General features: G+C 50.7%; 14 protein-coding genes. 5 read left to right on the plus strand and 9 right to left on the minus strand.

The features are described 5' to 3' along the window. Positions 1–5 precede the first annotated feature (5 nt). The 6 genes from DPO_RS18610 to DPO_RS18635 form a co-directional block, all read right to left on the minus strand. Positions 6–2,624, minus strand: coding sequence for a molybdopterin-dependent oxidoreductase (locus DPO_RS18610; RefSeq protein WP_006967875.1), 2,619 nt, complete (start codon positions 2,622–2,624; stop codon positions 6–8). A 12-nt stretch (positions 2,625–2,636) separates the two neighbouring features. Beyond that, on the minus strand, positions 2,637–3,293 hold the full coding sequence (locus DPO_RS18615; RefSeq protein ID WP_006967876.1) for a 4Fe-4S dicluster domain-containing protein: 657 nt from the start codon (positions 3,291–3,293) through the stop codon (positions 2,637–2,639). A 63-nt stretch (positions 3,294–3,356) separates the two neighbouring features. Beyond that, positions 3,357–3,908: a 2-oxoacid:acceptor oxidoreductase family protein gene (locus tag DPO_RS18620; RefSeq protein ID WP_006967877.1), complete on the minus strand. Its 552-nt coding sequence runs from the start codon at positions 3,906–3,908 to the stop codon at positions 3,357–3,359. A gap of 11 nt (positions 3,909–3,919) precedes the next feature. After that, complete coding sequence (locus DPO_RS18625) at positions 3,920–4,879, minus strand: thiamine pyrophosphate-dependent enzyme (protein WP_006967878.1); 960 nt, start codon at positions 4,877–4,879, stop codon at positions 3,920–3,922. 1 nt (position 4,880) lies between these two features. Then, a complete protein-coding gene (locus DPO_RS18630) occupies positions 4,881–6,107 on the minus strand; it encodes a pyruvate synthase subunit PorA (RefSeq protein ID WP_006967879.1) in 1,227 nt (408 codons plus the stop codon). Beyond that, the gene (locus tag DPO_RS18635; RefSeq protein ID WP_006967880.1) at positions 6,104–6,391 is read right to left on the minus strand and encodes a 4Fe-4S binding protein; all 288 of its coding nucleotides are present in this window, start codon (positions 6,389–6,391) and stop codon (positions 6,104–6,106) included. The genes DPO_RS18630 and DPO_RS18635 overlap by 4 nt, the downstream gene beginning before the upstream one ends. Positions 6,392–6,833: 442 nt before the next feature. On the opposite strand from DPO_RS18635, the gene DPO_RS18640 reads away from it, so the two are divergent. Together DPO_RS18640 and DPO_RS25710 are read left to right on the plus strand one after the other, a co-directional pair. Next, the gene (locus tag DPO_RS18640) at positions 6,834–7,088 is read left to right on the plus strand and encodes a hypothetical protein (protein ID WP_006967881.1); all 255 of its coding nucleotides are present in this window, start codon (positions 6,834–6,836) and stop codon (positions 7,086–7,088) included. A gap of 9 nt (positions 7,089–7,097) precedes the next feature. Then, positions 7,098–7,268, plus strand: a complete 171-nt coding sequence (locus DPO_RS25710; RefSeq protein WP_006967882.1) for a hypothetical protein — start codon at positions 7,098–7,100, stop codon at positions 7,266–7,268. A gap of 56 nt (positions 7,269–7,324) precedes the next feature. On the opposite strand, the gene DPO_RS18645 is transcribed toward DPO_RS25710, so the two are convergent. Beyond that, complete coding sequence (locus tag DPO_RS18645; RefSeq protein WP_006967883.1) at positions 7,325–8,743, minus strand: diadenylate cyclase; 1,419 nt, start codon at positions 8,741–8,743, stop codon at positions 7,325–7,327. 3 nt (positions 8,744–8,746) lie between these two features. After that, a complete protein-coding gene (locus DPO_RS18650) occupies positions 8,747–9,151 on the minus strand; it encodes a DUF2914 domain-containing protein (protein ID WP_236609995.1) in 405 nt (134 codons plus the stop codon). A 191-nt stretch (positions 9,152–9,342) separates the two neighbouring features. Here DPO_RS18650 and DPO_RS18655 point away from each other — a divergent pair, with 191 nt between their 5' ends. Further along, a complete protein-coding gene (locus DPO_RS18655; RefSeq protein ID WP_006967885.1) occupies positions 9,343–10,344 on the plus strand; it encodes an asparaginase in 1,002 nt (333 codons plus the stop codon). A 9-nt stretch (positions 10,345–10,353) separates the two neighbouring features. Here DPO_RS18655 and DPO_RS18660 read toward each other — a convergent pair whose 3' ends face one another. Beyond that, a complete protein-coding gene (locus tag DPO_RS18660) occupies positions 10,354–11,661 on the minus strand; it encodes an N-acetylmuramoyl-L-alanine amidase (protein ID WP_006967886.1) in 1,308 nt (435 codons plus the stop codon). Positions 11,662–11,894: 233 nt separating this feature from the next. Here DPO_RS18660 and DPO_RS18665 point away from each other — a divergent pair, with 233 nt between their 5' ends. After that, positions 11,895–12,920: a GAF domain-containing protein gene (locus tag DPO_RS18665; protein ID WP_006967887.1), complete on the plus strand. Its 1,026-nt coding sequence runs from the start codon at positions 11,895–11,897 to the stop codon at positions 12,918–12,920. Positions 12,921–12,933: 13 nt separating this feature from the next. After that, positions 12,934–13,302 carry a VOC family protein gene (locus DPO_RS18670; RefSeq protein WP_006967888.1) on the plus strand — a complete coding sequence of 123 codons (369 nt, stop codon included), beginning with the start codon at positions 12,934–12,936 and terminating at the stop codon, positions 13,300–13,302. Positions 13,303–13,305 lie beyond the last annotated feature (3 nt).

Consider the following 13,305-nt stretch of genomic DNA (forward strand, 5'->3'; position numbering starts at 1 on the left):
CCCTCCTAATTTACTTTATAAATCTTGACAGCAACCGCAGTCTCCATGTTACCGGCGACCGGATCAAAATATTTGAGCTTGGCCGGCAGCAGTTTGCAGAAATTGGCGCCTTTGCCTTTGGCAATGGGTCGTCCGTCCGCCCACAACCCGCCCTGGCCGGCAATACCGATCACCTTGGGACTCTGGGCTTCCATGGTTTTGACAATCCCTTTTTCCTTGACCCCGTATTTATTCTCAATGCAGATGATATCTCCATCCTTGAATCCCCGCTCCTTTGCCATGGTGGTATTTAAAGTGATGGTAAAGGTATAGGGGCACATCTGGGACACCTCATCCACATACGGATTCTGGAACGTGGTATTGTTGGTGTGCAGAATATCCCGATAAGAGAATGCCAGCAGGTCATATTCATCATCCAGATCTTTGTGGGATTCAGGCCAGAACCAGGAAGGCAGCGGCGTATACTGATCCATATCCATTTCAAGCTTTTTGTAGTCAAAACCGGTTTCCTCAAAAATTTTTTCCATATTACGTCTGTCATGGATCAGATATTCCATGTACACCGGGCACCTGGAATCGATCTCCCACCGCCAGTAAACATCTTCAATGGATTTATGCCAGGTGGCGTATCCCTGTTCTTCGATTTTTTCCTTGTCAGGCCCGTACACCCATCTGAGAACCCGTTCGCCGATCTCTTTCCAGGTCAGTTTTTCACCGGGCTTGATCTGCAGTTCAGGATCCTCGATCCGATAGTAATCATTGAGCTTGGCGTTGAACTTGTCCAGCACGCCCACCCGATGCGCCACCTCCAGGTACACATCCATGAAGAACCGGGATTCTCCGATGGGTTTGGCCACCGGTTTCTGCAGATGCACATACCAGTCTTCATAGGAAGGCGATCCGGAAAAAAAGAACGCATCGATCTCCGAAGACCAGCAGTCTTTTTCCAGATAAGACACATCCGGCAAAATCAGGTCGCCAATGGCCTGATCGGTTTCATTGATCCACAGGTCGTTTTGCACCACAAAGCAGTCTTTGAAGTTTTTCACTGCCGTATCCCAGTCGGAATTACTGATGATAAAATTGGCGGAAATACCGAAAATCATCTCAGGTTTGGCTTTCATGCCCAGTTTATCATGAATGTAATCCACTTCTTCCACATAAGGAATATGGGACAGGGTACAATGGGTCCACACATCCACGCATCCCATGTTGGTGGCCGGATAGCTGGGCGCATGCACCGGCCAGGGATCATGGGAATAGAACACGGACGGAACGATCACGCCATCAGTGCCCACTTTACAGGTCTGTTCGTAATTGCCGCCCGGATAGGCCCGGCGGATGGCCGGCCATCCCAGGGTACCGCCGGGAACATCTTCGGCCCCCACCAGCTGGGCCATCAGGTCGATGGCTGCCACCTGATGGATCCCGTTGGTATGGCCCTGGGATCCCCGGAACGTGACCGATGACACCGGCCGGTAAGGAAAGGTTTTGCCTTCAATGGTGATGGTGGATCCGATCTGGGCGTTGTCCACCCAGCCCTTGGCCACTTCCAGAATCTTGGCGGCCGGTACAGTGGAAATTTCTGAAGCCCATTCAATGGTAAACTGTTTCAAATGCTCTTTGAACGGTACAAAGCAGGGACGTACTTTTTCCCCGTTGTATTCATACTCACCGTCCAGGGCCAGGTCTTCCCAGGCGGCGGATTGATCGTCATATTCCTTGATCTCGCCGGCTTTGGTATCATACACCAACGGTTTGTTGCTTTTTTCGTGACGTATGTAGGTACCGTCTTCCTTGATCAGGTAGACGAAATTGGTCTTGGCTTTCAGATACAGTTCATCCATTTCCCCGCGCATGTTCACGATATAGTTGGCAATGGCCAGACCCACAGCCGTGTCCGTGCCCGGCAGAATGGCCAGCCATTCCGTGGCTTTACCCCCGGCAAAATTACCCATGGGATCGAACACGATCTCTTTGATGCCTCTTCGCACGGCATCGGCCCTGAGCCTTGCGTTGGTCATGGCGGAATGTCCGGAGCCGGTGCCTTTGCTGGAACCCCATTTGAGCACATATTTGGTGTACCGCCAGTCAGGTGCAATGGACCAGGCCCCGTGAATCAGGCCCCCCAGCATATGGCAGGCGTTTCCGCAGTGCAGGCTGCCACCGCCGATGATGAAGTTACCGTTGTTTTTAACACCAAACGCCTGGGCATAAAAATAGGGATGGTTGTGCGGCCCGTCAGACGCCCGCATGGTCTGGTTGGTGAACAAAATCTTATTGGGATCGTCTTCCATGATCTTTTTCATCTTGGTGGTGATGATTTCATAGGCTTCTTCCCATTCAATCTCTTTCCATTTGGGATCCACACCGATCCCTTTTTCCGGATTGGTCCGAAGCATCGGTTTTTTGATCCGGTTGGGATCATGGTAGTACATGAGGCCGGCCACACCTTTGCCGCACAGACCGGCATTGGTGCCGCCCATGGTGGTCTCTTTGATGCCCTCGATTTTTACCGGCACCCCGTTCACCACCCGCACTTTGGCACCGCATCCGCAGTAGCAGACACCACAGGTGGTATTTACCCATTTGTCTTCCCAAATTTCATCTGTCTTATAGGTCATATTGCCTCCTGTTTAATCAATATAATAAACGGCGGGTTCCGTGCCGAATTCTTTTCTGAGTTGTTTACCTTTTTTCTCCATGATCAGCCGGTTGATCTCACTGTTGGGATCATCCAGATCACCGAACACTCTGGCGCCTACCGGACAGATATTGACACATGCGGGCGTGGCATCTTCATCCTTGCCCGGGGTCAGCCCTTTTTTCATGCCTTCATCCACGCGTTCCGAACAGAAATTACACTTGATCACGGTGCCGAGTTTAAAGGGATACAATTTTTCCCCGATGGTTTCCATCTCGGTTTTGCCCTGGCCCGGAAAAAACTCCCGGTTTTTGGTTTTTTCATCGTAGTAGGTCCGCTGCTGATATGGACAAGCCACCATACAGGCCCGGCATCCTACGCATTTGGTATCATCAATGGCCACGATGCCGTCTTCTCTGACATAGGTGGCTCCCGTGGGGCACGCTTCCACACAGGCCGCATCCTCACAATGGTTGCACAGGACCGGATAAATCAGTTTGGAAGAGGTGGGAAACTTACCGGTTTCTCCAATCAACACCCGGTTAAAGAACACCCCGGGCGGCAAAAAATGTTCTTCCTTGCACGCGATGGTGCATCCCCAGCAGGCAATACACCGTTTGACATCGATTACCATTCCCCATCTAGGCATAGCAGCTCCTTTTTCTCTTTACATTTAAAATTATGTGTTGGTATTGATCCTGTGTCACGCTGCCTAAAGATCAACGGTTGTTACCTCCTCAAACCCTCTTTGTGCGCAGACCCTGTTGGCATCCAGTTTTTTTCCTGAAAAATAATCCGCCAACGCCTCTAAAACCGGGTCGATATCCAGCAGGCCCGACATTTTTGCAAATGCCCCCACGACCACGGTATTGGGAATGGGCAGTCCGATCTCTTCCATGGCAATGCCGTTGGCATCGACCATGGCCAGTTTTCTTAAATTCTCATGACGAATATCGCCCTTGTTTTTCTTGTCGTTGATCAAGAGCATACCCCCGGGTAACAACCCGTCAAACACGGCCGGAGAATTTTTTTGAGAAGGATCCAGCACCACCAGAATATTGGGATTGTAGATCTGAGTTTTCTCTTTCACCGGTTTGTCGGAAAACCGCCCGAATGCCGTGACCGGCGCGCCGCGACGCTCGAATCCGAACATGGGAAAACTGGCGCCGAACTGCCCGGTTCTGGCAAATGCATTGGCCAGAATCTTGGAGGTGGTCACCACCCCCTGCCCGCCTCTACCATGGAATCTGACTTCACTCATCATAATTTTTCTCCTTAATCTTGCGCAGATACCGGTAGCTGACATTCCGCTTCCAGCACACTCAGTCCGCCCAAAAGGCAAGTTTCATATTCCACATCGTCCTGAAGAATCTGAAGATCCGCGTCAGTCATGTGATTGAATTTTTTCATCAGTTTGGTGTAACTGCTTACGGGTTTGGGTTTTTTAACGGTTTTGGTCATGCGGATTTTACCATTTTCAGCTTCCCACAAAGGAAAGTAATTGGTTTTGACCGCCTGCCGGCAGATCTCTATGGTATCTGCGGGATTCGCACCCCAGCCCGTGGGACAGGGGGCAAACACATGGAGAAAGCAAAAGCCCCGTTCCTTGGCCTTTTTGGCTTTGAGCAGTTTTTTGGCCAGATCCTCCAGATCGCTGAGGGTCGCCGTGGCCGTATAAGGGATTTTGTTCATGGCCATTTTCACCCCTAAATTCATGCGCCGCAGATTTTTTCCTTTGTGCACCGTGCCATAGGGGGTGGTGGTGGTGGTGGCGCCGTACGGGGTGGTGCCGCTTTTCTGAATCCCGGTGTTCATGTATCCTTCATTGTCATAACAGATATAAATGAACGGCTCATTGCGTTCCGCGGCCCCGGAAAGGTTGCCGAATCCGATATCGTTGGCCGTGCCGTCGCCGTTGAAACACACCACCGTGTTGTCGATCCCCGCCTTTTTGTAATACCGCACCAGGCCCGTGGCATTGGCGGCAGCCCCGGTCATCAGGGTCCCGAAATAGGACAGGGTATGCCAGGACTGCTTGTTCTGACCCAGCAGTACCGGGGCGGAACAGGACGGGGTTCCGGTAATGATGATATCATTTCCCAGGACCCGGGGGATGAACCGCAGCAGCAGTTCCAAACCGCAGCCCGGGCAGAATGACACGCCTTTCGAAAACGGATCGTCATATTTAAGGTAATCCAGTACTTTGGTCAGCCGGCCTTTGTTTTTCTCAGCCATATTATTTTTCCCCCTTATCTTTGTTGGCTTTTGGATAAGATACCCAGGTCACTTCAGGGACATCCTTGCCGTCGGCCAGATCTGCCGTCATTTGGATCATCTGTTTCACATTGGTTTTGGTGATGTCGGTATTGGCAATGCCGTCAATGAAACTGACCAGTTTAGCGCCGCCCAGTTTGGTTTCAAACGCTTTGAGTTCCGTGTAAATGGGACCGCCGTCAAATCCGAACGCCAGACTGCGGTCCACCACGCCGATGGCTTTTTTCCCTTTGAGGGCCTTGACCAGGGCCTGATGGGGAAACGGGCGATACATGCGGATCTTCACCAGCCCGATGCGGACGCCTTTTTCCCGCTGCTCGTCAATGACCGATTTGATGGTACCGCACATGGACCCGGATCCCACCAGCACCATATCCGCATCTTCGGTGAGATACTCTTCCAGCTGTCCGCCGTAAGAACGGCTGAAAATATCGGCAAACTCCTGATCAATGGCATCAAACTTGGCTTTGGACCGTTCCATGGCCGTCACATGTTTATGCCGCAGCTCCATATACCCGCCTAAAATCCCATGGGTTCCCACGCCCAGTTTTTCACCGGGTCGAAGCATGGTGCGTTTGGGCTGAGATTCCAGCACGGACAGAAACTGATCCACAGTTTCCTGCGCCGGGATTTCCACGCCTTCGGACAGATAGGACAGAAAAAACCCGTCATAATGCACCATAACCGGCAATTGAATATCGTAATCCTCGGCCAGGCGGTAGCTCTGAAGCACCAGATCCATAATCTCCTGGCAGTTTTCAGCAATCAGAAATATCCAGCCTGCATCTCTTGTGGAGATCATGTCCTGCTGGCCGGAAGACACGGCGATAATGCCCGGGGTTTCCCGGTTTACATTGACCATGACCACAGGGGCCCTGGCACCGGCGGTGGCCAGTACCGCATCATACATAAACACAAGTCCCCAGGAGGAGGATGCGGTAAACACCCGGCCGCCGGCCAAAGATGCCGCCATCACCGCGTTCATGGCGGAATTTTCTCCTTCCACGGTGATCAGTTCGCAATCCATTTCACCGGATGCATGAAAACTGGATATCTGTTCAATCACTTCGGTCTGGGGAGTGATGGGATAGGCGGCCACCACATCGGGCCGGGCCAGTTTGGCGGCAATGGCTGCGGCCGCGTTGCCGGTGATAACTTGGATATTAGACGAAATAGCTGTGGTATTCATGATACAAACTCCCCTTCCGAAACCATGGTGATCGCGCCCTTGGGACATTCTTTTGCGCAGATGCCACATCCTTTACAAAAATCCAGATCCGGCTGAAAACAGCTGTCCGCTGTCATTTCCATCACCTGAATCGGGCAGTAAATCGCGCAAAACCCGCAGAAAATACATTTTTCCTTGTCCACGACCGGGCGCTTGGATCGCCAATCGCCGGTATCCGTGCACATCAGCGAATCAGTGGCATCCGACCACGGTCCTTCGTGATTAAAGTATTGATTTGATGACATAAATTCCCTCCCCCCTGTTTACGAATAAGATGACCCTGGGCAATGCTGCTTTATTGTATCTACTTCATAGCCATTTTTTTGATACAATTCGATTGCATTGTCAAGCAAAAAATTTGAAATGAACAAAAAAATGATGGTTTTGATAAGTGAGAAGTGGGACTTACCTTAAAAAGATAAGTCCTGACATAAGAGAAATAGTTGATAAATCAACGATTGAAGCCGCATCGAATTCTCAGGCATCCAGATCGCGGGGTTTTCAGGTGCGGCTTCCAGGCGAAATCGATCCGTCTAAAGAGGTTGGCACAGGCTGTCAAGCTGATTGTCTGAATGGCCGCGCCTTCAAACAGGCGGATGGATTTTCATGGATGACGCTTGAATATCACGAATCTGTTCTTAACTTAAAATTTAATACAATCCTTAACCCCAACACAGGAGGGCAGCCATGGACAAGCAAAAATTATGCGAAAAAATCCGATCCATTTATCCGGATATCGGTGAATGCGGCATTGATGTGGATGTCGGGTATGACAAAGACAACCAGCGGTGGACCGTGTATCTCAAAAAAGACAAAAAAGCGTTAAAAACATTTCTGGAACCTGATGATGCCCGTTTGTGCATGGAAGGCAAACAGTGCGTCAGTTTGGGAGTTGAAATCAATCAGTTAAAAGACAGCATTGACAGAATGCCGCTGCAATGAGGTGATATAATGACAGACCACGATAAAAAAAAAGAAAACAATGGCGCGGATCTGGATGTGTGTACCCAGGCCCCTGAGTTTGCCGAACATGCAAGACCCAATGAATCACCACAGGATGCCTGCGATGACGGCAGAGCCGGCACAGGTAAAAACAAACAAGGATCTGACAGCTCGAAATGAGACTTCTCTTTATCCGGCCTGAAACTGTTGGCACAAATTTTTCAGGAAGCGGTTTTCTATCGCTGCTGGACTGAATATTCCAGTTGAACACTGGTTTTCTTCTGATCATCAGGCCGGATGGTGGAGGGGGTAAAAACGATACCTGTGGTGATTTTACCCGATTCAGTGATGCCGTCCAGGGAAATCGGCTCGGTAAAAAGGGTTTCGATCTCCCGGAGAGCCAGGGAAGGTCCGACAACCAAAATCTTTTCCGGTTCAATCAAGGCCTGGGTCATGATTAGATCCTGAGAAAGGCTGCCGACCCAGAAAGCCTGAATCGCAATCTCCTTTTTTAAAGGCACATCCACAAACACCTCCAGCATGGACGGCTCGATGCTTTTCACTGAAATGCCCGGTGGCAGCGAAACTGCATTCCGCCCGACTGACAGGCTGTTTTTACCCGGCGTAGTATGGGTAAGGTTGAGCTTGACATTGATGCGGTCCGGCTTCAAAGACCGGATCAGAGGTCTGGAACCGCTGACCAGCAGCCGGATACTGCTGGCAGATGAAGAAAAGACTTCCATGCTCTGATCTGTTTTGACAAATTCGACGGGGACATCATGGGTGGCCAGCGTTTCCACCCCCCTGGAAAAACTGAGCCAAAGCCCGGTGACACAGGCCAGACACACGGCAGCGGCAATCGCCAGTTCCCTTGTCTGTTTTTTTAAATCCCTGACAGAGGAGTCTCCGCCAGCATGCTGAATCAGCATTTTTTCAAGCACAGCGGCATCATTGATGTCGTAAATTTGTTTGTCCCGGACCAGCGTAATTTTGCCCCGTTCTTCAGATACCACGATCACCATGGCATCGGTCTGTTCCGCCAGACCGATAGCGGCCCGGTGCCGGGTACCAAAACGGGAAGGCAGATCCGTGCGTTTTGACAGGGGAAGAATCACACCCACATCCGTAATCCGGTCTCCCTGGATCACCACGGCCCCGTCATGAACCGGATTGTCCTGCCAGAAAATACTGATGAGCATCTCTTTGGACAGTTTTCCCTGCCAGGTGATTCCCTCCTGAACCACACTTTCCATCCCTCTGCTCAAGGGCAGCACAATCAGCGCGCCGATTTTTTGTCTGGCCAGTTCATAAACGCTTTCAACAATGATTCCCACCGGAGTTTTCAGCTGCTGACGGGGAATCCCCCATAAAAAAAATTTCAGATCCCTGGTTTTGAGCACCGATGATATTTCGTTGCGGAACACCACAATGATCACCAGGGCGGCAACGGCAATGACCCCCTGCATCACCCAGCTGGTGATGATCAGTCCCATGGAAAATGCCACCTGCCTGAAAACCAGCAGCACCCCCATGAACAGAAGCACCCGCAGCACATTGGTCCCCCGGAACAGCACATACAGCCGAAAAAGAATATAGGTATTCAGGGCAATATCCAACCCGTTCTGCCACCCGATATCAAAAAAATTTGCTATCATCAATCAATCTGAAATGCTGAAACGGAGGGTTTTCAACAATTTGTCACGGCTGTCGACAATTTCCACCCGCCAGGGCCCCTTGTCCGCAGGCCTGAGCTGCATACTGCTGAAAGAAGACCATTTGGGCGGATTCAACACCAGCCGGGCATTGGATATCAACCGGTCCTGCCGGTACCAGCGATGATACACAATGCTTTCTTCAAAAACCGGATCAAACGCGGAAAAACAATAGACCCGTCCCAGAGAAATGGAAAAAACAACCGCCGGATTGACCGGCTGAAACCTTTCAATGGCTTCACACATCTGTGCCTGAACCAGGACCGGCGGCTCAGACACCGTTGCCATCACCGGGACCTGATCCTGAGCACAGATCCTGGAGGTAACGGTTACAGCTGATACCAGACACATGATTAAAAGGCTGCATATTCTAATGGAGGGTTTCATTTTGGGTATCTTAGCCATGAACCTTTATTTTTTCAAGCAGATTCATTGAGTTTCTGATTAACGTCTGGCAAAAAACAAACCGGTCTGCTATGTTATCAGCAGATGTCACACCGGTATCAACCAAAAAATCGGGTTGTTTTTAAAGGGGCTTTTTTATGAAATCCCACGTCAGGATTCTGGCCACCGGCGGTACCATTGCCGGTATCAGCCAAACGCCTTCCCAGTCCGAATACTGTGCAGGACAAATGACCATTCAGGATATGATCGATGCGGTTCCGGATCTGAACCGGCTGGCCGATATTTCAGGAGAACAGATCGCCAATGTTGGATCCCAGGACATGTCATTTGATATTCTGATCCGACTGACCTGCCGCATCAACGAACTGATGAAAAAAGAGGACATTCACGGTATTGTCGTCACCCACGGCACCGACACCATGGAAGAAACCGCCTTTTTTCTGAATCTCACCGTCGACAGCCCCAAGCCCGTGGTACTGACCGGGGCCATGCGGCCGGCCAATGCTATTTCAGCGGACGGCCCCTTGAACCTGTTCAATGCCGTGGCTGTGGCAGCTGATCCCAATGCCAGGGAACGAGGGTGCCTGGTGGTAATGAATGACCGGATTCACGGGGCCCATTCTCTGACCAAGACCAATACCACATCCGTGGAAACATTTTTATCCCCTGTCAACGGCCTGGTGGGAACCGTTAATTACGGGAAAACCGCCTATTTTCGATTCCCCTTCAGGCGGCACACCTATCTGAGTGAATTTTCCAGCCGGTTCTGTCACCCCCCCCATCCGACACTGCCCCGGGTGGACATCATTTATGCCTGTATTGATATGCCGCCGGATCTGATCGACTTATCGTCAGCCGCCGGGGCCAAAGGCATTGTCATTGCCGGTGACGGCAATGGAAACATGAATCAGGCCACAATAAAAAAAGCCGCCCAAAAGGCGGCTTCAGGGTTCTGCATTGTCCGAAGTTCACGGGTACCGACCGGAACGGTGGGCCGGAATATGGAAGTGGATGACGACACTTTGGGGTTTATTGCTTCAGATGAACTCAATCCTGCCAAGGCGCGCATACTGCTCATGCTGGCGCTGTTTAAAAGAGTTCCCCGGCATCAAATTCAACAGATGTTTTACACATACTGACGTCTGCAATTATCCCGGGGGCAGACTGTCCATGGGCAGGTAAAGCAGTGTCCCTTGCGGCAGGCCGGCGAAATTGGTTATCTGCGCGCCGGTTTTCACACGCCCGGGCGGCAGATAATACACGGTGGTCTGTTCTTTGTACCTGTGACCGGCAATCCGGTAGGCGGTTTTTTGCCGGGTGACGGCAAACGGTCCCTGATATCCCACAATCAAACGGGTGTTCACAGGCAGATCATCCCAGTCGGGGATCCGGGATCCGGACCGGACAATACCGGACGGCAGAAAATAGATGGTGGAATCAAATTTATATGCCGGACCGGCATGGGACCAGGCTGTCATCTGGTCGGTGATGGTTTTTACTGGATATTCCAGAATATTGGTTTCAGCCGGCTGCGTCTCCTGGTTCAACAGAACCCGGGTGCTGACCGGCAGCAGATGCCATCCGACTGCGCCGGCAATCTGGTCTCCGGTAATCCGTCGGCCACCGGGAAGCACATATACGGTAGTCGGATGGTCATATTCTTCTCCGGCAATGGACCAGGCGGTTCGGTCTTTTGAAATCAGCTCGGGAACCGGACCCGTGGCGGCAATCCGGGCGGCCACCGCAGGCCCGGGGCTGTAAAACAGCTCTGCCAGGTACGGGTCCGGCAAGAGACGTCCGGCGATAACATCCGGATCATTATCAAGCGTTGGTCCCAGTCCGGCCCGGGCACGATCAAAATTTTTGGCACACCGTTTTCTGCCCCGGTGATCTTTAGGAAACCAGGGATTGGGCCTGCCGAACGCCACCTGACTGTGGGTCAGCACTGCGTGATCGCCTAAGCGGTAAACGTTTTGAAGAATCTTGACCAGCAACCCCATGGACCGGTATTGTGCATCCGTCAGCGGCGCATTATGGTATCCCACCAGCTCGATGCCGATGGAAACCGAGGAAATATCTTTCCGGCCTTTCCACATGGACAGCCCGGCATGGTCGGCCCGGAACTGTTTGTCCAGTATCCGGTAGGTGTCTCCGTTCCGGGCGATCACGTAATTGGCATGCCCCCCGGGTGTGCTGCGGCCGTTTGTCAACTGTTTGCCTTTGGCCACTACCCGCAGGGTAGCGGACAAGCCAAGCTCTGATGTATGAACGATAATATACAATGTCTGCCGGCGCAGTACTTTTTTGAATTTTGGATTCACCCGGTTCCGATGATCAATGATCCTGGACTGGAACTGATTAAAATCCGATGTCGTATAAGAAAAACCGGACGAATCCATGGGCAACCCGACCACAATCCAGCCCAGAAGCATCACCAGAAAAAGATGCCACCCCATTTGGATCACCTGGCAACCGGATGGCATATTTTGGAAAATACGATTTGGTTGCGTCCTTTTTCCATTCATGATGCCAGTATAGCAATGAAACCCCTAAAAGGGAAACAGACATTTTCATCAACCAGGCCGGATATATTTTTTATTGACAGAACCAAATGCTGAAATATATTTAAGTTTTACTATTTCACGTCATGACCGGACACATTCAATTAACCGAACCAAAAGGGTATTAAATGGAATTAGCCACATGCAAAGCGTCATATTTTGATCTATTTATTGATGTGACCAAAAAAATTACCACCGCAGAGAACATTGATGATATTTTTAAACTGATCACACAAACGCTGCCGGAAATCATGGACGTGGATGGGTCCAGCATTCGTCTTTTGAACGATGCCGACAAAAAACTGGTTTTGCGCAGTGCCAGCGGTTTAAGTGAAGCCTACCTGAATCGCGGCCCCATTGACCATGAAGAACCGGTTTTCAAGGCCCTTGAAGGCACCCCCATTGTCATTGAAGATGCAGCCAATGATCCCCGGATTCAATACAAAGAAAGCATCGTACAAGAGGGTATTCAATCCATTCTGGTAGTGCCGATTTCCATTCGGGGCAAGAATGTCGGCATTTTGCGGGTATTATGCAAAAAACCGCATCATTTCAACCCGGATGAAATCAATTTTGTCGCCGCCTTAGGCGAACAATGCGGCATTGCCATTGAAAATGCACGGATTTTCGCCGATCAGCAGACCCAGTTGGATTATTTTGAAACCATCCATGCCATCAGCAAAAAAATCAATACCACCTATGAACTGGACAAAATCCTGGATTTGATTGTCACCCGTCTGCCTGAAGTCATGAATTTGAAAGCCGCCACCATCCGCCTGATGGAAGAAAACAAGGGCGATCTTGAATTAAAAGCCGCGTATGGATTAAGTCAGACCTATCTGGAAAGAGGGCCTTTAGACAAGGAACTGGCCACTTATTATCTGAAACAGGGAGAACCCGTGGTGATCCTGGATGCCAAAACAGATCTTCACACCATATATCACAAAGAAGCGGAACTGGAAGGCATCAGCAGTATTCTGGCTGTCCCGGTCACGTTCAACGAGGAAGTGATCGGCATTTTACGCCTGCTCACCGAAGAGGTGCGGCAGTTCTCCCATGCGGACATCAATTTTGCCCTGGCCATTGCCGAACAAAGCGGTATTGCCATCCAGCGGGCCATTGATTACAACCGTCTCAAACAGACCTGCAAATAACGAAAGGGAAACAATGACATTTACCATCGACCATTTCAACATCAATGTCCTGGATTTGGACAAAAGCCTGGTATTTTATGAAAAAGCGCTGGGGCTGAAGGAAACCCGGCGCACCACAGCCGATGACGGCAGTTATATCATCGTATATCTTGGAGACGGCACCAGCCCCTGCAAACTGGAACTGACCTGGCTCAAATCCCAGACCACTCCTTATGATCTGGGGGATGAAGAGTTTCACATCGCATTTAAAACCGATGACTTTGACGCGGCGTACGCCCTTCACAAACAGATGGGCTGCATCTGTTATGAAAACAAAGATATGGGCATCTATTTCATCAATGATCCGGACGGATACTGGCTGGAAATCGTACCGATCCGATGAATT

Source organism: Desulfotignum phosphitoxidans DSM 13687 (assembly GCF_000350545.1).
Classification (GTDB): domain Bacteria; phylum Desulfobacterota; class Desulfobacteria; order Desulfobacterales; family Desulfobacteraceae; genus Desulfotignum; species Desulfotignum phosphitoxidans.

Coding starts and splice junctions, on each gene's coding strand:
- DPO_RS18610 (WP_006967875.1), bottom strand. CDS start 2,624: ATGACCTATAAGACAGATGAAATTTGGGAAGACAAATGGGTAAATACC.
- DPO_RS18615 (WP_006967876.1), bottom strand. CDS start 3,293: ATGCCTAGATGGGGAATGGTAATCGATGTCAAACGGTGTATTGCCTGC.
- DPO_RS18635 (WP_006967880.1), bottom strand. CDS start 6,391: ATGTCATCAAATCAATACTTTAATCACGAAGGACCGTGGTCGGATGCC.
- DPO_RS18655 (WP_006967885.1), top strand. CDS start 9,343: ATGAAATCCCACGTCAGGATTCTGGCCACCGGCGGTACCATTGCCGGT.
- DPO_RS18650 (WP_236609995.1), bottom strand. CDS start 9,151: ATGTGTCTGGTATCAGCTGTAACCGTTACCTCCAGGATCTGTGCTCAG.
- DPO_RS18665 (WP_006967887.1), top strand. CDS start 11,895: ATGGAATTAGCCACATGCAAAGCGTCATATTTTGATCTATTTATTGAT.
- DPO_RS18630 (WP_006967879.1), bottom strand. CDS start 6,107: ATGAATACCACAGCTATTTCGTCTAATATCCAAGTTATCACCGGCAAC.
- DPO_RS18670 (WP_006967888.1), top strand. CDS start 12,934: ATGACATTTACCATCGACCATTTCAACATCAATGTCCTGGATTTGGAC.
- DPO_RS18620 (WP_006967877.1), bottom strand. CDS start 3,908: ATGATGAGTGAAGTCAGATTCCATGGTAGAGGCGGGCAGGGGGTGGTG.
- DPO_RS18645 (WP_006967883.1), bottom strand. CDS start 8,743: ATGATAGCAAATTTTTTTGATATCGGGTGGCAGAACGGGTTGGATATT.
- DPO_RS18640 (WP_006967881.1), top strand. CDS start 6,834: ATGGACAAGCAAAAATTATGCGAAAAAATCCGATCCATTTATCCGGAT.
- DPO_RS25710 (WP_006967882.1), top strand. CDS start 7,098: ATGACAGACCACGATAAAAAAAAAGAAAACAATGGCGCGGATCTGGAT.
- DPO_RS18625 (WP_006967878.1), bottom strand. CDS start 4,879: ATGGCTGAGAAAAACAAAGGCCGGCTGACCAAAGTACTGGATTACCTT.
- DPO_RS18660 (WP_006967886.1), bottom strand. CDS start 11,661: ATGGGGTGGCATCTTTTTCTGGTGATGCTTCTGGGCTGGATTGTGGTC.